Annotated in this window: 20 protein-coding genes; 13 read left to right on the forward strand and 7 right to left on the reverse strand. The window is 54.8% G+C overall.

Annotated elements, in window-relative coordinates; all coding sequences use genetic code 11:
• Positions 1 to 20: 20 nt before the first annotated feature.
• The 8 genes from LVJ83_RS06020 (at position 21) to LVJ83_RS06055 (ending at position 10,939) form a co-directional block, all read left to right on the forward strand.
• Positions 21 to 908, forward strand: coding sequence for a peptidoglycan DD-metalloendopeptidase family protein (locus LVJ83_RS06020; RefSeq protein WP_244787274.1), 888 nt, complete (start codon positions 21 to 23; stop codon positions 906 to 908).
• A 383-nt stretch (positions 909 to 1,291) separates the two neighbouring features.
• Positions 1,292 to 1,912 carry a TetR/AcrR family transcriptional regulator gene (locus LVJ83_RS06025; protein ID WP_244787276.1) on the forward strand — a complete coding sequence of 207 codons (621 nt, stop codon included), beginning with the start codon at positions 1,292 to 1,294 and terminating at the stop codon, positions 1,910 to 1,912.
• 51 nt (positions 1,913 to 1,963) lie between these two features.
• Positions 1,964 to 2,935: an HlyD family secretion protein gene (locus LVJ83_RS06030; RefSeq protein ID WP_244787278.1), complete on the forward strand. Its 972-nt coding sequence runs from the start codon at positions 1,964 to 1,966 to the stop codon at positions 2,933 to 2,935.
• A gap of 149 nt (positions 2,936 to 3,084) precedes the next feature.
• Positions 3,085 to 3,669 carry an O-methyltransferase gene (locus LVJ83_RS06035; protein ID WP_244787280.1) on the forward strand — a complete coding sequence of 195 codons (585 nt, stop codon included), beginning with the start codon at positions 3,085 to 3,087 and terminating at the stop codon, positions 3,667 to 3,669.
• Between the two features lie 119 nt (positions 3,670 to 3,788).
• Positions 3,789 to 4,448, forward strand: coding sequence for an NAD(P)H-binding protein (locus LVJ83_RS06040; RefSeq protein ID WP_244787282.1), 660 nt, complete (start codon positions 3,789 to 3,791; stop codon positions 4,446 to 4,448).
• Positions 4,449 to 4,683: 235 nt separating this feature from the next.
• Positions 4,684 to 8,178 carry an ATP-binding cassette domain-containing protein gene (locus LVJ83_RS06045; protein WP_244787284.1) on the forward strand — a complete coding sequence of 1,165 codons (3,495 nt, stop codon included), beginning with the start codon at positions 4,684 to 4,686 and terminating at the stop codon, positions 8,176 to 8,178.
• A 1-nt stretch (position 8,179) separates the two neighbouring features.
• Entirely contained in the window at positions 8,180 to 9,304 is a 1,125-nt protein-coding gene (locus LVJ83_RS06050; protein ID WP_244787286.1) for an ABC transporter permease, read from the forward strand.
• A gap of 174 nt (positions 9,305 to 9,478) precedes the next feature.
• Complete coding sequence (locus tag LVJ83_RS06055) at positions 9,479 to 10,939, forward strand: efflux transporter outer membrane subunit (protein WP_244787288.1); 1,461 nt, start codon at positions 9,479 to 9,481, stop codon at positions 10,937 to 10,939.
• 604 nt (positions 10,940 to 11,543) lie between these two features.
• Here the strand turns inward: LVJ83_RS06055 and LVJ83_RS06060 are convergent.
• Both LVJ83_RS06060 and LVJ83_RS06065 read right to left on the reverse strand, forming a co-directional pair.
• Positions 11,544 to 12,653, reverse strand: coding sequence for an alpha/beta hydrolase (locus tag LVJ83_RS06060; RefSeq protein WP_244787290.1), 1,110 nt, complete (start codon positions 12,651 to 12,653; stop codon positions 11,544 to 11,546).
• Between the two features lie 144 nt (positions 12,654 to 12,797).
• Entirely contained in the window at positions 12,798 to 13,400 is a 603-nt protein-coding gene (locus tag LVJ83_RS06065; protein ID WP_244787292.1) for a DUF1349 domain-containing protein, read from the reverse strand.
• Positions 13,401 to 13,570: 170 nt separating this feature from the next.
• Here LVJ83_RS06065 and LVJ83_RS06070 point away from each other — a divergent pair, with 170 nt between their 5' ends.
• Positions 13,571 to 13,720 (forward strand): hypothetical protein, encoded by a 150-nt coding sequence (locus LVJ83_RS06070; protein ID WP_244787294.1) that lies wholly within the window; start codon positions 13,571 to 13,573, stop codon positions 13,718 to 13,720.
• A 257-nt stretch (positions 13,721 to 13,977) separates the two neighbouring features.
• Here LVJ83_RS06070 and LVJ83_RS06075 read toward each other — a convergent pair whose 3' ends face one another.
• The 3 genes from LVJ83_RS06075 to LVJ83_RS06085 all read right to left on the reverse strand — a co-directional run bounded on the left by LVJ83_RS06075 (position 13,978) and on the right by LVJ83_RS06085 (position 15,626).
• Positions 13,978 to 14,829: an aldo/keto reductase gene (locus tag LVJ83_RS06075; RefSeq protein ID WP_244787296.1), complete on the reverse strand. Its 852-nt coding sequence runs from the start codon at positions 14,827 to 14,829 to the stop codon at positions 13,978 to 13,980.
• A 111-nt stretch (positions 14,830 to 14,940) separates the two neighbouring features.
• A complete protein-coding gene (locus LVJ83_RS06080) occupies positions 14,941 to 15,126 on the reverse strand; it encodes a hypothetical protein (protein WP_244787298.1) in 186 nt (61 codons plus the stop codon).
• On the reverse strand, positions 15,126 to 15,626 hold the full coding sequence (locus LVJ83_RS06085; protein ID WP_244787300.1) for an alpha/beta hydrolase: 501 nt from the start codon (positions 15,624 to 15,626) through the stop codon (positions 15,126 to 15,128). The genes LVJ83_RS06080 and LVJ83_RS06085 overlap by 1 nt, the downstream gene beginning before the upstream one ends.
• Positions 15,627 to 15,941: 315 nt before the next feature.
• Between LVJ83_RS06085 and LVJ83_RS06090 the strand changes: the two genes are divergently transcribed.
• The 3 genes from LVJ83_RS06090 (at position 15,942) to LVJ83_RS06100 (ending at position 17,820) form a co-directional block, all read left to right on the forward strand.
• Positions 15,942 to 16,826, forward strand: a complete 885-nt coding sequence (locus tag LVJ83_RS06090) for a LysR family transcriptional regulator (RefSeq protein WP_244787302.1) — start codon at positions 15,942 to 15,944, stop codon at positions 16,824 to 16,826.
• A 42-nt stretch (positions 16,827 to 16,868) separates the two neighbouring features.
• Entirely contained in the window at positions 16,869 to 17,288 is a 420-nt protein-coding gene (locus tag LVJ83_RS06095) for a cyclophilin-like fold protein (RefSeq protein ID WP_244787304.1), read from the forward strand.
• A gap of 268 nt (positions 17,289 to 17,556) precedes the next feature.
• Complete coding sequence (locus tag LVJ83_RS06100; protein ID WP_034616104.1) at positions 17,557 to 17,820, forward strand: hypothetical protein; 264 nt, start codon at positions 17,557 to 17,559, stop codon at positions 17,818 to 17,820.
• A 583-nt stretch (positions 17,821 to 18,403) separates the two neighbouring features.
• Here LVJ83_RS06100 and LVJ83_RS06105 read toward each other — a convergent pair.
• Positions 18,404 to 19,321 (reverse strand): LysR family transcriptional regulator, encoded by a 918-nt coding sequence (locus LVJ83_RS06105; protein WP_244787305.1) that lies wholly within the window; start codon positions 19,319 to 19,321, stop codon positions 18,404 to 18,406.
• 138 nt (positions 19,322 to 19,459) lie between these two features.
• Here LVJ83_RS06105 and LVJ83_RS06110 point away from each other — a divergent pair, with 138 nt between their 5' ends.
• The gene (locus LVJ83_RS06110) at positions 19,460 to 20,458 is read left to right on the forward strand and encodes a zinc-dependent alcohol dehydrogenase family protein (protein ID WP_244787307.1); all 999 of its coding nucleotides are present in this window, start codon (positions 19,460 to 19,462) and stop codon (positions 20,456 to 20,458) included.
• A 104-nt stretch (positions 20,459 to 20,562) separates the two neighbouring features.
• Here the strand turns inward: LVJ83_RS06110 and LVJ83_RS06115 are convergent, their stop codons facing one another.
• Positions 20,563 to 21,495, reverse strand: coding sequence for a poly(ethylene terephthalate) hydrolase family protein (locus tag LVJ83_RS06115; RefSeq protein ID WP_244787309.1), 933 nt, complete (start codon positions 21,493 to 21,495; stop codon positions 20,563 to 20,565).
• Between the last annotated feature and the right edge of the window lie 36 nt (positions 21,496 to 21,531).

Consider the following 21,531-nt stretch of genomic DNA (forward strand, 5'->3'; position numbering starts at 1 on the left):
AGACAGAAGGTAAGATGAATATGTTAAAACAAACCGCATTCCGTACCGGCTCGGCAGCCCTGATTCTCATGCTGGGCGCCTGTTCGTGGTTCCAACAGCCGGCAGCCCCCGTTGTGGCAGGCACCACGACCACGGGTGCGGCAACTGCCCCGGCTGAGCAAAGCAATCCGTATGGCGCTACCCCGTATGATCCGAATGCGGCCGGTGCAGACACAGCAGTGCCGTACACACCGCCGGCAAGCAGCGGCGGCGCCTATATACCGTCTAACGCCCCTGTCGACATCAATGCCGCCACCCACACCGTGATTCGCGGCGACACCGTTTACAATATTGCCAAACGCTACAACATCACCCAAGACAACCTGCGCGCCTGGAACAATCTGGCTGATAACAATATCGGTGTCGGCCAAGTGCTGCGCGTGAAACCTGCCGGTTATGTTGCGCCTGCCGGCACCGCCGCCGCACCGGTGGTGACCACACCGGCAGCGCCGGCAGCAACCACACCCGCAACCACGCCCACCGTGTCGGGCGCCACCCGCAGCGTGGCCGGCATTACCTGGCAGCGCCCCACCGCCGGCAACGTGATTGCCAATTTCGGCGGCAGCAATAAGGGCGTGGATATTGCCGGCACCGCCGGTCAGGCCGTGGTATCCTCTGCCGACGGTAAAGTGGTGTATGCCGGCTCGGGCTTGCGCGGTTACGGCAATCTTGTGATTGTGCAACATAATTCCACTTATCTGACCGCCTACGGCCACAACCAGAGCCTGCTGGTAAAAGAAGGCCAAACCGTGAAGCGCGGCCAAACCATCGCCCGCATGGGCAGCAGCGATGCCGACCGCACCAAGCTGCATTTCGAAGTGCGCCAAAACGGCAAGCCGGTCAACCCGACTCAATACGTACCATTTTAATTTTTAAACCGCTTAAGATAACAACCGCTTTCAGACGGCCTGATAAAACATACAGGCCGTCTGAAAGCGGTTTTTGTTTGTATGAAACAATCAGCGCGGGCGCATCAAAGACACACATCAAGGATACGCATCCGGCAGACAGATGAGGCCGTCTGAAACATCAAATATTTCATACCCATTCACAAAAATAGGCTGACAAAGCGGCATACGTTTGCAGAACCGGTCGGCTTAGTGTTTCGGCGCCTTGCCGGCTTACTTTTGTGAATGGCTGTCAGCTGAACCGCTATGCCTTAAATCTTAATGATTTTTAAGGTGACTACTTGCCAACCCAAAACGCTTTAGGTATATTGGACACTTGTCCAATATGTTCAGACGGCCTGAAAATGTCAGATAGTGCCCGTGCTCAATTGATTGCCGCCGGCTTGAAGCTGTATCCGCAATACGGCTATGCCAAGCTTTCGGTGCGCTTGTTGGCGGCCGAAGCGGGGGTGAGCCCGGGTATGTTTCATCATGTGTTTGCCAGCAAAGATGCGTTTGTGGCGGAAGTGTTGGTGCATCAATATCAGCGCACTTTCGGCCGTTTGACTTTGTCCGGCGCAGATACGGAAGATGCTTTTTTGCATCTGCGCGAAATCTTGCGGCAGCAGGTGCGTTGTCTGCGCGACAATCTCGATTGGGTGCAGCGGGCGTTTGCCGACAGCGGTGAAGGTGTGGCGGTGGTGCGTGATTTTTGGCACCGCCATTTCCAGGAACGTCATGAACAGCTGATGGCGCTGCTCAACCGCTGCCGGGCATTGCCGGTTTCCGAGCAGGTGCACCGGTTGGCGTATTTGCTCGGTGCCGTCGGCGCGCCGATGGTCATCGGCACCCGCATGCGCGAAATGGATGTTTTACCCGCAGATTTGGGGGCGTATATGTCTGAAATTATCGAAGATGCCGCAATAGACCGCCGCATCGATTGGGCACTTTCCGCGCTGTTTCCCGAGGCAAAAATCCCCTCCTAAACACAGGCTCAGAACAACCTTGGAATCGTCAGCCAAACAACAGGAACAAGTATGAAAAAAATCATAGCAATTGCGGTGGTGGCCGCATTGGCCGCCGGCGGCTGGTATTACTGGCAGCAGCAAAATAAAAGCGGTTTGCCCGAAGGCTTTGTGCAGAGCAACGGCCGGCTCGAATTAAACCGTTTTGATGTGGCCAGTCTGTATGCCGGGCGGGTGAAAGCGATGCCGGTGGACGAGGGCAGTGAAGTGGCCGAAGGCGATGTGTTGGCCGAATTGTCGTCGGATACCAGCAGCAGCCAATTGGATGCCGCCAAGGCGCAGAAACAGCGTGCGCAAGAGGCGGTGGCTCGTGCCGATGCCGAAATCAAGGCTTATGAGCAGCAGCAGAAAGTGGCGCAAATGGAGCTCGGCAATGCGCAAAACCTCAAGCGCGATGAATTGGTGTCGGCCGCCGAAGTGACCAAGCGCCGCGCTGCCCGCGACAGCGCTGCCGCTTCGGTGAGCGCCGCCCGCGCCGCCCGTGCCGAAGCGCAAGCTGCCGTGGCCGCAGCACAGGCGCAAATCGACCAAGCCGCCTCGGTAAATGAAGATATGGCCATCCGCGCGCCGATTGCCGGGCGGGTGGAATACAAAATCGCCGAAGTGGGCAATGTAATCGGCGCCGGCAATAAAGTGGTGAGCCTGCTTGACCCGCGCGATGTATCGATGACGGTGTTTCTGCCCACTACCGAAATCAGCCGTTTGAAAGTGGGCGATGAAGCGCGGATTGTGCTCGACGGCATGGATGCGGTCTGGCCGGCCGGCATCACTTTTATTGCCACCGATGCCCAGTTTACGCCCAAGTCGGTAGAAACCCAAAGCGAGCGTGAAAAGCTGATGTTTAAAGTGAAGTTGAAAGTGCCCGCCGACACTGCCTTGCAATACAAAGGCCTGCTCAAAGGCGGCCTCACCGGCAACGGCTATGTGCGGCTGGATAAGCAGGCTCAATGGCCGGAAAATTTGGCGGTAAAGCTGCCGCATTGAATCAGGCCGTCTGAAAACAGGCGCTTATCCGGCGGCAGGCAAACGGTGTTTCACAATCAGGTGCAGGTTTGTTTTCAGACGGCCTGATGCAGTAATGTCATATAAAAATAATATATTCAAGCTTTACCTGCATTGTTTTGGAGAAACACATGAAAGCCAAGTTAAAAGCCTATTTGAAACAACACTACGCCGACAGCCGCGCACACGATGAGGCGCAAAACGAGCGGGCGCAATGTTGGCGCAATCTGCATCCCGACAGCGCCGCGCTGCTGGCCTTGCTGGTGCGGGCGAAACAGGCGCGCAAGGTGTTGGAGGTGGGCACCTCTAACGGCTATTCGACTTTATGGCTGGCCGATGCCGTGCGCGATACCGGCGGTTCGCTGCGCACGCTGGAAATCGACAAGGCGCGCAAAAAAGCGGCCAAACAGCATTTGCGCGAAACCAAGCTCGATGATTATGTGCGCATGGAAGTGTGCGATGCGGGCGAATTTTTACGCGCGTATCAGAAATATTACGATGTGGTTCTGCTCGATGCCGACCGCAGCCGCTATGCCGATTATTGGCCGGATTTGCAGCGCATCCTCACCAAGCCCGGCAGCCTGTTGGCGGTGGATAACGCGTTATCGCATGCTGAAGAAATGCAGGAATTTGTGGCGCTGGTGGAAGCAGATAAAAATTTCAGCAGCACCATTGTCGATATCGGTGCCGGCTTGCTGTTGGCAAGCAGTATTTGAGGCCGTCTGAACAAGCGCGGCACAATCAGGTTGATAGATGAAGCCCCGGGTTTGACAGGCGGTTGAGTTTGTCAAAATCATAGCTTTGCCGACAAAGGCCGTCTGAAAAAAGGAATGTGATGAAAGTTGTGCTTATCGGTGCCACCGGTGCTACGGGCAAGGCATTGCTGCCGTTGCTGCTGGCTGATGCAAACTTCAGCCGTGTCGATGTATTTGTGCGCCGGGCGCCCGATGTGCAGCATGAAAAACTGCATGTGCATGTGGTAGATTTTGCTGATGTGGCCGGCTGGTGCGATAAGTTGCGGGGTGATGTGCTGTTTTCCTGCTTGGGCACCACGCTGAAGGCGGCGGGCAGCCAAGAAGCGCAATGGCAGGTGGATTATCAGGCGCAATATGATGTGGCGCAGGCGGCGCAGGCAAACGGTGTGGGCACGCTGGTGTTGGTGTCGTCGGCACAGGCCGACCCGAAAGCACGTTGGTTTTATCCGCGCATGAAAGGGCAGTTGGAAGCCGATGTAGCGGCGCTGGGCTTTGCCCGCCTGCTGATTTTCCGCCCGCCGCTGCTGCTGCGCCCCAACAGCAGGCGCACGGCGGAAGTGTGGGGCGGCAAAATATTGCAAGGGCTGAACCGTGTGGGTTTGCTGCAAAGCCAGCGCCCGTTGCCCACGCCGCAATTGGCACAGGCTATGCTGCAAGCGTTTCAGACGGCCTCAAGCGGGATGAAGGTTTATGAGGCGCAGGATATTCGGGCTTTGTTGGCGCATGTGCAGGCCGTCTGAAAAATGATGGCGGCTTAAATGTTCACTTTTGTCCGAAGCATCAAGCGCCAAGCTGCTTGATGCCGTCTGAAACCCGGCGGATTGCGGCAACGGCGCTTTTTTCTGCGGCAGGGTTCGGCAGCGGGCAGCAAACCGCAGATTCCCCCCGCGTTGCTGCTGATGTTTATCCACACGGTTTGAATTTCTTATATTGCGACCGGTATTGTTAACTGAGGCCGTCTGAAAGAAGATAAAGATGCCGACAAACCCAACTCAAAACGCTGCTATAAGCGTTAGCCAACTGTTTCACCGCTACGGCAAAATCGAAGCGCTGAGCGAAGTATCGTTTACGCTGCCTGCGGGGGCGACGGTAGGCTTGATCGGCCCCGACGGTGTGGGCAAATCAACCTTGCTGTCGCTGATTGCCGGGGTGAAAATCATTCAAGAGGGCACGGTGGAAGTGCTCGGCGGCGATATGGCCGACAAGCAGGCGCGGCAGGATTTATCGCACCGCATCGCTTTTATGCCGCAGGGTTTAGGGCGCAATCTGTATCCGACTTTGTCGGTGTATGAAAACATCGATTTTCATGCGCGTTTGTTCGGCTTGAATGCCGCCGAACGCCAAGCACGGATTCAGCGGCTGCTCGATGCCACCGGCCTGGCGCCGTTCCCCGACCGCGCGGCGGGCAAACTTTCAGGCGGCATGAAGCAGAAACTGAGCCTGTGTTGCGCGTTGGTGCACAACCCCGATTTGCTGATTTTGGATGAGCCGACCACCGGTGTCGACCCCTTGTCGCGCCGCCAGTTTTGGGCGTTGGTAGAAGATTTGCGCCGCGAAATCGACGGCATGACCGTTATCGTGGCCACCGCCTATATCGAAGAAGCCGAGCGTTTCGAACATTTGCTGGCCATGGACGACGGCAGGCTGTTGGTCAACAAACCCACGCAGGAAGTGATGCAGGAATACGGTGTGAAAACGCTGGAAGAAGCCTATATCAAGATGTTGCCGTCTGAAAAGCAGCAGGGTTCGGGCGGGCTGGCGCTCACGCCGTTCAAGCCTGATCCCGATTCGCCGCCGGCCATGGAAGCGCACGGGCTGACCAAGCGTTTCGGCGATTTTACCGCTGTCGATAATGTGAGCTTCTGCATCGAAAAAGGCGAAATTTTCGGCTTTCTCGGCTCCAACGGCTGCGGCAAATCCACCACCATGAAAATGCTCACCGGCCTTTTGCCTGCCACCGAGGGCGAGGCCGAGCTGCTGGGTAAACCGATTGATGCCGGCGGCATGAGCACACGCATGCGCGTAGGCTATATGTCGCAAGCGTTTTCGCTGTATGAAGAGCTGACGGTGCGCCGCAATCTCGAGCTGCACGCCCAGCTTTACCGCATGGAAGGCGCGGCAGCCAAGCAGGCGCTGGAAGATGCGCTGGTGCAGTTTGACCTTGCCGAAGTGGCCGATACCAAACCCGCCGATCTTTCGCTCGGTATGCGCCAGCGCCTGCAACTGGCCGCCGCCTGCCTGCACAAGCCCGAAGTGCTGATTTTGGATGAACCCACTTCCGGCGTCGACCCTGCCGCACGCGATATGTTTTGGCGCCATCTGCTCAAGCTCTCGCGCGAAGATAAAATCACCCTGTTTATTTCCACCCATTTTATGAACGAGGCCGAGCGCTGCGACCGCATTTCGTTTATGCATCGCGGCCGTGTGTTGGCGGTGGGCACCCCTGCCGAGCTGACCGAAAAACAGCATGCGCCGGATTTGGAAGAAGCATTTGTGCAATATCTGTTGGAAGACGAGCAAGCAGAAAATGCCGCAGGTTCAGACGGCCGTATGAAAGTTAGGCCGTCTGAAACCGCACCGGATAACGGGCGGCAAAGCCCGCACACACCTGCTACCGAAAATGCCGAAAGCGCAGCTGCGCAAGCCGCCCGGGTGGTTCGTGCCGATCGGCAGGCCGGCGGGCCTGTCACAGGCGGGCAAACACCTGCAACCGAAAGCAACGCTGTTGCTAAACCGCCTGCCGGATTATCGGCATCCGACCGTTCAGACGGCCTGAATATATCCAACAGGCCGTCTGAAAAAAATACACAAAATCATGTGCTTGAAACAGAATCGGCCGCAGCGCATGTGGAAATAACGACATCTGAATCTGAAACATCAGTATCCGACCGTTCAGACGGCCTGAATATATCCAACAGGCCGTCTGAAAAAAATACACAAAATCATGCGCTTGAAACAGCTTCGGCCGCAGCGCATGTGGAAATAACGACATCTGAATCTGAAACATCAGTATCCGACCGTTCAGACGGCCTGAATATATCCAATAGGCCGTCTGAAAAAAATACACAAAATCATGCGCTTGAAACAGCTTCGGCCGCGGCGCATGTGGAAGCGGCGGCACCCGAATCTGAACCATCGGCATCCGACCGTTCAGACGGCCTGAATATATCCAACAGGCCGTCTGAAAAAAATATACAAAATCATGCGCTTGAAACAGTATCGGCCGCGGCGCATGTGGAAGCGGCGGCACCCGAATCTGAACCATCGGCATCCGACCGTTCAGACGGCCTGAATATATCCAACAGGCCGTCTGAAACCCCAACACAGCACACTGATTCGCTCAAATACTGGCTCGCTACCGTGTTTACCTTTGCCATGCGCGAGGGCAAGGAATTGCTGCGCGATAAAATCCGCTTGTTTTTTGCGGTGCTGGGGCCGGTGATTCTGATGGCGGCTTTGAGCTGGAGCATTTCGTTTGATGTGCAAAACCTCAGCTTTGCCGTGCTCGACCGCGACCAGAGCAGCCACAGCCGGGCGCTCACCGAATATTTTTCCGGCTCGCGCTATTTTGTCGAACAGCCGCCGTTGCAATCAGATGCCGATGTCGACCGAGTGTTGAAAAGCGCGCAAACGCAATTGGTGATTGATATTCCGCCCGGTTTCGGCCGCGATCTGCTGCGCGGCGACCAGCCGGAAGTGGGCTTTTATATCGACGGCACGGCACCGTTTAATGCTGAAAATATCAAAGCTTATGTGGGCGGCATCCTCACCCGCTACACGCAAGACCAAATCCGTGCCACCGGCCTGCCGCTTGATTTGCAGCCGGCTGCCGATATTGAGGCGCGCTTTCTCTACAATCAGGATTTCAAAAGCATGTATGCGGTGGCGCCGGGCATTATGATGCTGGTGCTGATGCTGATTCCGGCAATGATGACGGCCATCGGTGTGGTGCGCGAACGCGAAATCGGCTCGATTGCCAATCTGTATGCCTCGCCCGCCAGCGTGCCACAATATTTAATCGGCAAACAACTGCCTTATATCGCGGTGGGCATGGTGAATTTTGCCGCGCTGATGCTGATGATGCTGTTTTGGTTTCAAGTGCCGTTTAAAGGCTCGTTTTTGGCGCTGAGTGTGGGGACGCTGCTGATTGTGTGCGTATCGACCGCGTTGGGATTGCTGGTGTCGAGCTTTGTGCGCTCGCAGGTGGCGGCAATTTTTGTGACCGCCATCATCACGCTGGTGCCCACCATCAATTATTCCGGCTTTCTTTACCCGATTTCCACCATGACCGGGGCGGCCTATTGGATCGGCACGCTGTTTCCCGCTTCGTGGTATATGCGCATCAGCGTGGGCACGTTTACCAAAGGGCTGGGCCCGGCGGATTTGCAGCAGGAATTTTGGGTGCTGGCGGCGGCGTTTTGTCTGATGTTGCTGGCAGCCTGCCTGTTGCTCAAAAAGCAGGAGAAATAAAATGCGCACCCTGAAAAATATTTGGTATCTCACCTTAAAAGAATGGCGCAGCCTGTTTGGCGATCCCATGCTGGTGATTATGATTGTGTTTGTGTTTTCCGCTTCGATTTATTCGGTCGCCAAAGGGGTGAGCAGCGATGTGAAAAATGCCACCGTGGCGATTATCGACGGCGACCGCTCGATGCTTTCCCATCAGATCCGCGATGCTGTTCAGGCGCCGTATTTCAAGCCGCCGGCCGACATCAAGCGCGAGGAAATCGATAGGGCGATGGATGTGGGCGATTATATTTTTGTGCTCGATATTCCGGCCGGTTTCGAGCGCGATGTGCTGGCCGGGCGCAAACCCGAAGTGCAATTGCTGATTGATGCCACCACCATGACCCAGGCCGGTGTCGGCTCATCGTATCTGATGCAGATTTTCCAGCGCCAGATCAGTGATTTTCTGCAACAAAACAACGCGGCGGCGATGATGCCGGTGCAGCCGGTGATCAATGTGTCGTTCAACCCCAACAGCCTGAGCGAATGGTATATGCCGGTGATGGAAGTGGGCAATATGATTACCCTGCTCACGCTGGTGTTGGTGGGCGCGGCGGTAATACGCGAGCGCGAACGCGGCACCATCGAGCATTTGCTGGTGATGCCGGTGCGGGCGGTGGAAATCATGATGGCCAAAGTGTTGGCCAACGGCACCGTGATATTGGCCGCTTCACAGCTTTCGATGTGGTTTATGGTGCACAAACTCATCGGCGTGCCCATCAACGGCTCGCTGGCGCTGTATGCGCTGGGCGTGGGCGTGTTTCTGTTTTCGATTGCCGCGCTGGGCATTATGCTGGCCACCATCGCCCCCACCATGCCGCAGTTCGGCCTGCTGATGCTGCCGGTGTTTGTGGTGTTGCTGCTGTTTTCCGGCTCCGGCGCACCGCGCAGCAATATGCCCGATGCCGCGCAGGGCATCAGCGAATATTGGCCGACCACTCAATTTGCCGGCTTTGCCCAAAACGTGATTTACCGCGGCGCGGGCATGGATATTGTGTGGCCCGAATTGCTGGTAATGGGGGTGACCGGCGCCGTGTTTCTGGTGCTGGCATTGTTCCGCTTCCGCAAGATGCTGGAGCAGCAGGGTTAGGGCGTCCTGACCATTCGATTTATGGGTGTATTTTGCCCCTGAAAAACGCATACGCCGCACAAAATTTATTCCCTTCAATAGATTGTGCCTGCCCGGGCCGTCTGAAAACAACCGCATCGCGGATACGGCTGTTGTTATGCAAACTTGATACAGGCCGTCTGAAAAAGGAAAACCATGAAAACCTGTTTGAAAACCCTATCGTTCAGCTTGATTGCCGCCTTTGCCTTGGCGGCCTGCCAAAACACCACGGTGCCGCTCGACAGCCAAATCGAAGTGCCGCAGCAGTTCAGTCAAGCCGAAGCGGCGAGCGGCAGCGCCCAAATCGGCCGTTGGTGGCAACACTGGCACGATCCGGTGTTGAGCGCTTTGATTGAGCAAGGCTTGCAGCAGAGCCACGATGTGCAGATTGCCGTCAGCCGCTTGAATGAAGCGCGTGCCACCAGCCGCATGGCACGTGCCGATTTGGGGCCGCAGGCAGGTTTGAGCGGCTCGGCGGGTATCATGCGCGGTGAGCTGGAAAACCCTTTGAGTGAAAGCGCCCGCAATGTGCTCGGCCAGTTTCCGCCAACAGCCGGTATGGCCGACAGCCGTCAAGATATTAAAGGCAACAGCCTTATCGGCGGTATTTCCGCTTCGTGGGAACCGGATATTTTCGGCGCCAAACGCAGCGATGCCGATGCCGCGCGCTATGCGGCATTGGGTGCGCAAGAGCAGCTTTACGGCGCGCAGATGCTGGTGGCCGGCGATATTGCCGAAAATTATTTCAAAGCCCGCGCCGCCGCCGTGCGCCTGGAGAATGCCGGGCGCACCGTGGCCACGCTGGCGCGCATGCAGCAATATGTGCAGGGGCGCTTTCAGGCCGGCCATGTGACGGCTTATGAAGTGGGCGATGTGCAAAGCAAACTTTCGGCGGTAAAGGCCAAACAAAGCACCATCCAATCCGAATATGATGCCTATGTGCGCAGCATTGCCGTGTTGGTCGGGCAGGTGCCGCAGCGTTTTACCCTGCCTGAAAGCAGCGTAGACGTGCTTGCCCGGCCGCCTGCCGCCCCATCGGGTCAAACCCCGCAAGGCATGCTCGAGCGCCGCCCCGACATCCGCGCCCGTGCCGCGCAGGTTAACGCTTATGCGGCCAAGCTCGCCAGCGCCAAAGCCGATTTGCTGCCGCGTTTCAGCATCAATTTTTTGGGGCAGGGCGGCCGCATCGAAATCGACAGCGACGCCCCCGCGCTGAAAGGTTGGGGCAGTTTGCTCAGCCTGGGCATTCAAATGCCGATTTTCACCAACGGCCGCATCAAAGCCAATATCGCCGCCAGCGATGCCCGCCTGCAAACAGCTTTGCTGCAATACGACCAAACCGTGTTGCAAGCCTTGAGTGAGGTAGACAGCGCCTATCAGAGCCAGCATGCGCTCAGCCGTCAAAATGCGCTGATGCGGCAGGCACACCGGCAGGCAGACAAACAGGCGGCCGATGCGCAAAAACTGTTCCGCTATGGCGATAAAACACTGGATGACGCGCTGACTGCACGCTTGAATGAAGAAGAAATGGCCGATAACCTGGTGCAGTCGCAATTGGCCAATGCGCAAATGTTGCTGAATCTGTATAAGGCTTTGGGCGGCGGCTGGCAAGAGTAGCTCATTTACCAAAATAACCTAGGGTATCCTGACCATTCATATATCATCATCATCTTTTTTTGTGATAAAAGCACATCTGCTGCGTTAAAAAGCCTCGCAAGATGCCCAATCTTGCTACGTTTTTTGCCTTGCATCTGCATTTTCAGGAAAAAATCCCTCCATAAACGACACATCAGGACACCCTAGCGGCGTGGGCATGCCTGAGCTTGAAGGTGTTCAAGCGCCAAGCCAATCAGCCCCGTACTGCCTGTACCGTCTTCAGCTCGCAGCCTGAACAGCTTGCTTTTTTGAATGGGTATTCTGCAAACAAGCAAAGGCCGTCTGAAAGCATTTTCTTTCAGACGGCCTTTGCACGCGCAGGGTTTCGTGGGCGGAGTTTGCGTTATGCACTCTGTAGATCAGATGCTTGAAGCCGACAAAGCGCGTGATGTTGCTGCTGTTTCCAAGCATTACGGTCATGTTGGAAATGTCGGATTCGAGAATCCGACCCGCTCTGGCTTAACTGCAAGCGCATAACATCATCATATTGCTGTTTTTGTGGAAGTAAATATTCCCTTTCGGCATCTGCACCAGCCGTGCCGCAAGTTAAGCGGCGCGGCGGTGTTTAGTTATCCAACCCTTTTGCCTTCAGCCAACCCGCCAAATGTTCCGCTACTTCTGCATTGTTTAAATCGGAAAACGGGAAATGGGTGTTGCCTTTAATGCCGGCTTTAGGCAATTCGACCACGGTAACATCGCCGCCGTGTTTGTTGACCGCATCGGCCCATTGTTTGGCCAACTGCAACCGCACATGCCATTGCTCGCCGCCTTGTGTGCCGTCTAATTGCTCGGGGATAAAGTCGCCGAAATAAATCACAATCGGCAGGCGGGTCAGCTTGTCAAATTGCGCTTTGGGTACGCTCATTGGGGCGACATCGCCGAAGCGGCTTGTTAATGTCGGCGGCGTTTCGCCTTCGGGAAACGGGAAGTTGCCCGGCTCATAGGCGGCGATGGCGTTGACTTTGTCGCTTGCCATGGCGGTTGTCCAGCCAATCACGCCGCCGGCGGAATGGGTGATGAAAATGCCGCCGCCGGTTTTGTCAAACAGCTTCACCATGCTGTCGGTTATCACGCCGACGTCAAATGCGCCGGTGCTCGGGGTCATTTGGCGGAAGAATTGTGCTTGGGCTGCTTTGTCGCTTGGAAATGCCACGCCGGGATTCATGTTCGGATACACGCCGATGCGGAATTGGGCGTACCAAAATTGATCGTCAGGTACGGCGGCGAGTTCGGCGGCTACGGTGCTTTGCCCGGCTTGGCCGCGCCGCGGTTGGTCGACCAGATAAATCGGGTAGCCTTTGCGTAAAAACAGCGTGTCGAAGCCTTCACGACCGTCGGGTGTGGTTTGCCAGCTGCGTGCGGATTGGCCGTAGCCGTGTAAAAACACCAGCGGGTGCGCTTTGGCACGGGTCGGAATTTGGTAAAACACGCTGGCGTGATCGCCGTGCAGGGTTTGACCGCCGGCCTGCACCGAGGCGTTGTATACGTCCCAAAAGTTGTTGCTGCTTTTGCCTGCGGTTGCGGCGGGAACCGGTGTGTAAGTGCCGGGGCTGGTTTTTACTGTGCCGCCCACGGCAAAACTGCCTTGTTGTTCAATCGACAAGGGCGCGGCGAAACCGGGAGCAGGCAGGCTGCACACCGCCAGCAATAGGGTGGTAAAGATTTTGTTGCGCATACATTACTCCTTGATGGTTACGGCTGTTTGGTGAATGGGTAGCAATGGGTTTCAGACGGCCTCAATATTAGGGTATCCTAATCGTGCGGATAGTCGAACGCATGTTTCGGGCAGGTTTCAGACGGCCTCAATATTTAGGACACCCTAATCGGGTGCTTGCCCGTTATGCGCCGGCCAGCGGCATTCGGTTAAAGCGAATTCGCTGAAAACAGCCTCAAAGCTCGATTCCTCGGGGCTACAGGCATAGATGCCGAAACGGATTTCGGCTTCGGCCTTGCCCAGATGGCAAATGCGCATTTGGCTGAAGTTGATGCCGTCAAAAGAGGATTCGATACAAAAATCAGCTTCGCGCCGGCTCAGGCGGTAGTAGATGGATTTGTGGGCGCTATCGATGGCGGTTGTCGCCCAATCCGAATAGCCTTGATTGGTGACCACACTGCCCAAATGCTGGAAATCGGCATTTTCATATTCGACCGAAGCTTTCAGCCAGTTTTCACTGTCCAGATAAACCACGATGCCGGCCTGATCAAAACGGTGTTTGCTGTCAAAAGCAACTTTCACGCTGAAGGAAAAGTAGGCTTCGGCACTGGCCGTCTGAAACAAGGGCGCATTGTCATTTTGAAAATGGTAATAAGTGCGCTGCCACAAATCGGTATGCGGGCGCGTTTTGATGCGGATTTGCTGGTTCTGAATTTCCCACTCGGCCGGGTGGCCGGTCCATTGGAAGGTGTTGAAATCGATGGTCATGGTTGGCTCGTTTGTGTTAAGGCTGGTCAGTTAAAATAGCTAGGCTGTCCTGATGTGTCAATTTAAGGGTGTATTTTGCCCTTGAAAACGCAGCAGATGTGCTTTTAGCGCAAAAAAGATGATGAGATATGAATGGTCATGACAGCCTAGGGTGTCTGGACAAGTTGTTTATGAGGGGATTTTTGTTCCTGAAAATGCAGATGCCAGGCAAAAAACGCAGCAAGATTGGGCATCTTGCGAGGCTTTTTAACGCAGCAGATGCGCTTTCAGGGGTAAAAAGCACCCGTAAGTCGAATGGTCATGACACCCTAGGGTTTTAGGAGTTTGCCGCGCTATTTTATCCTTCGGGTTGCCGATATTCGAATGCACAACGGTTTTCGGTGTCTGAACATACAGATGGCGGCAGAGAGTAGGCCATCTGCAATTTTCAGATGCAAAAACCCTCTTGTGCCCATACACAAAAATAAGCTAACGGTGTTGGCTCATCTGAGCTTGAGGAGAACCGGCCGCTGTCTTCGGCCCGCCGCGTTGTTGTTTTATTTTTGTGAATGGGCATCACAAACGGATTATCAAGCGCTTATACGTCCATGTGTTGCTTGGCCAGCCATTCCACCATGGCCGGGTCGCGGTGTGAGAAAAACTGGCTGGTGGCGGTGTCGAGCGTTTGAATGAGCGCCATATCGTCGGGGCTGAGGGCGAAATCGAAAATATCGATGTTTTCTGCCATCCGCGCTTTGCGCACGCTTTTTGCCAGCGTGGCGACACCGCGTTGCAACAGCCAGCGCAAGATTACCTGCCCCACTGATTTGCCGTATTTTTGGCCGATGCGGGCGAGTGTTTCGTTGTCAAACAAGCCGTTTTTACCTTCGGCAAACGGCGCCCAGGCTTGCGGCACAATGCCTTTTTCAAGCATAAACGGCACGTTGTCTTGCTGCTGGTGAAACGGGTTGGCTTCGATTTGGTTAACTGCCGGGCTGATGTGGTTGAACAAGCTTAAATCCACCAAGCGGTCGGGGTGGAAATTGCTCACGCCGATGGCGCGGATTTTGCCCGCTTCGAGCAACTCTTCCATCGCCCGCCATGCGCCGTGCACGTCGCCGATGGGCTGGTGAATCAGATAAAGGTCGACATAATCTGTTTGCAAGCGGTTGAGGCAGCGCTCGAATTGGGCTTTGGCACCTTCATAGCTGGCGCCGTTAATCCACAGTTTGGTGGTGATAAACAACGCTTCGCGGGCAATGCCGCTTTGGCGCAGGGCGTTGCCCACTTCGGTTTCGTTGTGGTAGGCAGCAGCGGTGTCGATCAGGCGGTAGCCGCAGTCGATGGCATCGAGCACCGCGCGTTCGCATTCGGCTTTATCTTGGATTTGAAACACGCCAAAGCCGGTTACCGGCATTTCAATGCCGTTATTCAGGGTGAAAGTTTGCATGATGATTTCCTTTTAATCAATGAGTTTCCGAGCTTTGCAGGCCGTCTGAAAACCGTTTTCAGACGGCCTGAAATTTATGGATAATGTATTAATATTTATCAAACGATATGGCTACCGATCCAACACCTCGCGTGCGTGTTGGGCGGCGGCGGGGATCAGAAACAGCCCTTTGTGGTTTGTGCCGGTGGCGTTTTTAAACACTTCTTCGGTCATATACAGGCTGTCGGCTTTGTCGCCCGCCATCATTAACAGCGGCTGGTTGATCAGCTCGACTTGGGTGTTGGCATCAAATGCCATCAAATCTGCCAGGCTGCTGAGGGTGGAATGGGTTTGCGAATTGGGTGGAAGTGGCTGCGGGCGTAATATTCGTAGCCTTCGCGATACATTTCAAACGGCAGCGCGGCAATTTGCGCTTCGGTCATGCCTGCGTCAAAGGCGATGGCGATGTAGCCTTGCTGCGCCAGATTCTGCGCATACAGCCCCGCCACTTGCTCTTTCACGCCGCCGTTGGGGTGCGCCACCACGATGGCGGGGTATTGTTTATTCGGGTCGTATTGCGCCGGCGTGTAGACATTCGCTGCAATATCAATGCCGTTGATGTGGTATTGCACCGGATGGATGTTGACTTTGCCCGCTTCGTTGCGGGTAATCGCGCCGTGATACACCAGCCCGAACGGATTGGCTTGGGCGACTTGGGTGGCAGCGGTGTTGTCCGCCGGGGTGTCGGCATAGCTGTTCATGGTGCTGAGTCCTATTAATACGGCCAAGAAAGCGGGTTTGAGTATGCGGTTTTTCATTGTCTGCTCCGGGCTGTGTGTTTATCAGTGTTTATCAGTGTTTATCTTAAACGGCTGAATCGTTCGGATAAACCGCCTTTTGCTGAATAAACTGTTTAGCCGTTTGAAACAATATGATTGAGGCCGTCTGAAACCGCACTTGGCTTGATCGTCGGCGCCACGGCGGCGGAAACCCTTTGCCATTTCGCCCGAAATGGTTAAGATGTAGCGGAATGAAGAAAGAAGTGATACAAGGCGAAGCAACGCCGCCGCACTTTTTATTCATTTCACGATAAAGCCATCTTTGCCCGCCGCATCGCAAGACAGGGGAACATCATGCGCCATTTCAACGAGCTTCACGCCTTTATCACCGTTGCCCGAGCAGGCAGCTTCACCGCCGCCGCGCAACGGCTGGGCGTGTCGAAATCGGCGCTCAGCCAAACCATCGGCCATCTCGAAGGCCGCCTCAACCTGCGCCTGTTTAACCGCACCACCCGCAGCATTTCGCTCACCCCCGCCGGCGCGCAGTTGTTTGGCGAAACCGAACCGCACTTTGCCGCCATTCAAGACGGCATCGACAATTTGGGCAATTTCAAAGACACCCTCAGCGGCAGCATCCGCATCAACACCAGCGAGCTGGCCGCCAACTTGATTCTCTATCCCAAACTCAAACCGCTGCTGGCGCAATATCCTGAGCTGCATATCGATTTAGTGGTCGACAACCGCTGGGTCGACATTGTCGGGCAGGGCTTCGATATGGGCGTGCGGCTGGGCTATGCCGTGCACCAAGACATGATTGCGGTGCAAATATCCGCCGCCGCCAAAATGGTGGTAGTGGCCAGCCCCGACTACCTGCACGGCAAACCCGCCGTAGCGGACATCAGCGATTTGCTGCAACACCGCCTGATCGGCATGCGTTTTTCATCCGACCACCAACAGACAGCATGGGAATTCAACGTTAACAACCAAACCGTCGCCTTCCAGCCGCAAGCGCAATTTTCAGCCAACAACAACCTGCGCTACCAAGCCGTGCGCGACGGGCTGGGCATCGCCTGGCTGCCCGAAATGGCGGTAAAAAACGACCTCGACAGCGGCAGCCTGATCGAGCTCTTGGGCGAATACGCCATCGTTTACGAGCCGCTTTATCTGTATTACCCTAACCGCAAAGGCCACTTAAACATCTTCAAAATCGTGGTAGACGCGCTGCGTTGGCGCGATTGACCGTTTGAGGCCGTCTGAAAGACCTGAAAAAAGGAGAAGAACATGAAAAAACGCTTAGCCGCCATCACCTTAGCGCTGATCGGATTGGCGCTTCACCCCCTATCGGAGGCCAAAGAAATGAAAGTCAAAATCACGCTCGACAACCACGTGCGCTACGCCACCCTTGCCGACAACCCCGCCGCCCAAAGCCTGTTTGCGCACCTGCCGCTCAGCCTGCCGCTGAAAGATTACGCCGCCACCGAAAAAGTTGCCTACCCCAACTTCAAACTCAACACCAGCCGCGCCCCCGCCCGCCACCGAGGCCGCCCCGGCGACATCACCTATTACGCCCCGTGGGGCAATCTGGCATTGTTTTACCAAAGCGGCCCCGAAGCCGCCGGCCTGATTTACCTCGGCCGCTTCGACAGCGACTACCAACCCCTGCTCAACGCCGGCCATATCAAAATCGAAGCCGCACATTAACCCTAACCGCACTGCTAAGGCCGTCTGAAAACCGTTTCACATCAAAAGTGCGGTTTCAGACGGCCTATGGGCTTCCAAGACGGATATGTGATACGCATTTTATCAAGTTGGCGTGTTATGATTTGCTGTAATAAATATACAGGTTTTTAAATAAGTATCGTCAAATCAGCAACTAACGACAACATGATGATGAATAATGGTTTTTTGTGCTTTACCGCTTCGGCATTACAAAATCCAAAATCATCAACAACCTTAAAGGCGGATAGCCATGGCAAACAGAATTTTAAAAGATATACGCTACTACGAAAGCACGCATCAGAATATTGAAGGGCAAAGCCTTCCCAACAATTTAGGCAAACTTTTCGTTCCGACCGGCGATACGCCCTACATCGGGCAACGCATCGCAAGAAAGTTGAACGAGCTGAAATACTCTTATGGGGAGTTTGACCATATCTATATCAACTTCACAACCTTCATTCAAGCGCATGAAATCATCGTTTCCGACAGGGATACTGATAGTAGAATCAAATAGATAGATTTGGCATTGATGCGGATAAATTAAACTCGCTTCAAGACATTGAAAAAGACCATTTTATAAAATCTTCAACTTTCAAAATATTAAGCCATATAAGCCAAGGTGAGAATTTGGCATTGGTGAAGCAGACTGAAAAATTGTTGGCTGAATTGGATACGGAAATCAAAATTCACTTCAAAACCAAGGAAACAAATTCGTACAAAGTGGTTATCTATTATCAAATAGCATCGATAAACGGCGGCACGCAAGCGTTAATCGAGTATTACGACAAGAAAACAATATTGGTAAAACAGCGAGCTATAAACTTCAACATGATGAAGATATTGATACGCCGGTCGACACCATAAGTGTCAAAGACGGCCTAATTATGTTGAAACTCAAAAAATCGTTTAGCGCCACACTCATCAATCAACGATACAACACACCGATAGCATTGAAAATTAGCGAACTCACAGAAATAAACTGCCATTAAATATACTGTATCTTGATGCCGTCTGAAAGCCTCACTTTTGATAATAAAAGTGCGGTTTCAGACGGCCTTAAACAGACAATCGACGCCCAAGTGCGGTCGGATGGGCGGTTATGGCTGTGGTGTTTGCAGTTCGGCAAGTAAAAAATTTGTTAACGCTTTAATTTTCATGATGCTTTTGCTGGCGGGCGGGTAAACCAGATAAATACCGTCGCGCTCTTTTGCGGTGTCGGGCATGAGTGTCCACTCGGGCAGAAGGCGAACGAGCCGGCCTTGGGCGAGCGGGGTGTCGATCAGCCAGTCGGGCAGGTGGGCGATGCCGATAGCGGCTAAGGCGTAGTTCAGCAGCAGCTCGGTGTGGTTGGTGCTCAGGCTGCCTTGCACTTGCACGGTTTGCGTGCCGTGGTGCGGGTGGCTGAACGACCATTTTGCCGCCGTATGATGAGGCGGCATGAAAACCAGACAATTGTGCTGCGGCAAATCGCTTGGTGCGGCCGGCGTGCCCCGCTGCACCAGATAGTCGGGGCTGGCGCACAACACGCGTTGCTGCGGGGCAAGGTATTTCGCCACCAGCCCGTCATCGCCGACCCGACCGACCCGAACGGCCAAATCATAGCGCCCTTCCGCCAAGTCAAAAAAATCATCGGCGGCATGCGCTTCCAGCCGGATATGCGGATAGCGGCGGGCAAATGCGGCCAACAGCGGCGCCAGCTTAGCATGGCCGTAAGCCGGCGGATAGGTAATGCGCAGTTTGCCCTGCAATTGCTCGGTTTCCTGCTTCAGCGAAAGGTTGGCGGCATGCAGCTCGTCTAAAACCGCGCGGGTTTGCTGCAAATAATGTATGCCGGCATTGGTTAGGGTGATGCGGCGGGTGGAGCGGTTTAACAGGCTCACGCCTAAGGTTTGCTCCAAGCGGTCGATTTGTCGTGCCACCGATGAAACGGCCAGATTAAGTTGGCGGGCGGTGGCGCTGAAATTGGCAGTTTCGGCAACGGAATGAAAAATGGTAAGTGCGGAAAAAAAGTCCATATCGGGTTTCTCTTTTGCGTAAAAGGCAAAGCTGTTTCGCTTTTATGGCATATTATCATTATTTTTAGGTGCAATATAATGGTGTCGAACGGATTTTTTAGTCATCGAAACCTTTACCGCAAAACCAAGGAGCGCAACATGTCAAAACGCATTGTATTTAATCAAACCGGCGATGCCGATGTATTAGAGATTATCGAACACACCGAGCCGGCACCGGCCGCAGGCGAAGTTCAAATCAAGGTGCACGCCATCGGCTTGAATCGGGCGGACATTATGTATCGCAACGGCGAAACCGGCGTGAAGGATTTTCCCGCCCGTTTGGGTTATGAAGCCAGCGGCGAAGTGGTGGCGGTGGGCGGCGGCGTGGCCGGATTTGCCGTGGGCGATCGGGTGGCGTCGATTCCGGCATTCAGCTTTGCCGACTATGCCGCTTACGGCGAAATCGTCAATCTGCCCGCCCGCGCACTGGTGAAAATGTCTGCCGGCCAGTCGTGGGTTGAAGCGGCGGCGAGCTGGATGCAATACATCACCGCATTCGGCGCACTGGTGGCATATGCCCGCTTGCAGGCGGGGGATTTTGTGATTATCAATGCCGCCTCCAGCAGCGTGGGTGTGGCAGCGATTCAAATCGCCAATATGGTGGGGGCGGTGCCGATTGCCGTCAGCCGCAGCGCCGCCAAAACACAGGAATTGCTCGATGCAGGCGCTAAGCAGGTGATTGTTGCCGCCGAAGAAAACCTGAGCGAGCGGGTGCTCGCCATCACCGGCGGCAAGGGCGCCCGTGTGGCGTTTGATCCGGTCGGCGGCAAAGGCGCCACAGAGATTCTGAATGCCTTGTCTGACGAAGGGCAGTATTATCAATACGGCACTTTATCGGGCGAACCGCTCACCGTGCCGGCGTGGACGCTTATCGGCAAACGTCTGACTTTGCGCGGCTATGTGTTGTTTGACATTACGCAGAATGCGCAAAAGCTGGCGCAGGCCAAAGCCTTTATCACCCAAGGGTTGAGCGACGGCCGATTGAAACCGCTGATTGCCAAAGTGTTTGACTTTGATGATGTCCGCCAAGCACACCGCTTGATGGAGCAGGGCAGCCAAGTGGGCAAAATCGTGCTTCAAACCCATTTGCAACAATAAGCCAACGGCGTTGGCCCGACTCATCATCATCTTCCTATAAGAAGCCGTCTGAAACCGCACTTTGATGATGAAAGTGCGGTTTTCAGACGGCCTTGATACTTCATTTAGCGCTTAATCTGCACATCCTGCCAGTTTTGCGTATTGCGGCGGATTTCGGGCGCGGCGCCGGTAAACACTTGTGCGGCTTCGCTGTCGTTCATCAGCGTATAGCGGAACCATGCCGTCATGTAGCCGTCGGGCAGATAGAGCAGCTCGCCATGGTCTGCATGGCTGCGCCGTGCCATCACGGTGAGGCCGTTGCCGGATATTCGGGCGTAATTGTCGCGCAGGGAGGTGAGCGGTGCAATGCCGCTGTCGGGGTCTTTGCCGTCGCCGCCGTCAAAAGGGCCTGTGCCGGCGTTCATAAAATACGGCACGTTTATTTTGCCTACGTTATACGGCCATTTCAGTGCTAAAGCCAAGGCATGTTTGGGGGTGCTGGCCGTGTAGAGCGCTTTGAACTGATGGCTGTTGGCGAAGTTGCCGACCGCATTAATAGCGCCGACACCGCCTTGCGAATGACCACTCACGCCGGCACGGTTGAGGTCGAGCTTGCGGTAGAACAGGCTGTCGGGATGTTGATTTTGCTGCTGCAAAAAGGCCAAGCTTTGCGATGTAGACGAGCCGTCCCAACTGCTGGAGTCGTCGTTGCCGATGACCACAAAACCCCATGAGGCCAGATGGTTAAAAATGGCTTCATATTTGTAATATGCCACACCGGAGCCGTTGGCAAATACCACCACCGGATAAGTCTGCTTGCTGTGCGGCAGATCGGCGGGATACCAAACCTTGTATGTTTTAAAACGCTGCCGGCCGCCGGCAAAGGTTTGCGAGGCGGTATGAAAAGTGCCCGGCGCGGTGTATTTGCGCTCCAGCGGCATTCCGGTTTGCGTTTTCTGATAGTAGTCTGATGCGACCATCGCCGGCATCATGCGGTCTAGCGCCGAGCAGCCGGCTAAAGCGAGCAGCGTTAAAGCAGCCGCTAAGATCTTTTTCATGGGCTTTTCCTGATTAAAATATCGCGTGAAACTGTT

Origin of the sequence: Uruburuella testudinis (genome assembly GCF_022870865.1) — a bacterium.
GTDB lineage: Bacteria > Pseudomonadota > Gammaproteobacteria > Burkholderiales > Neisseriaceae > Neisseria > Neisseria testudinis.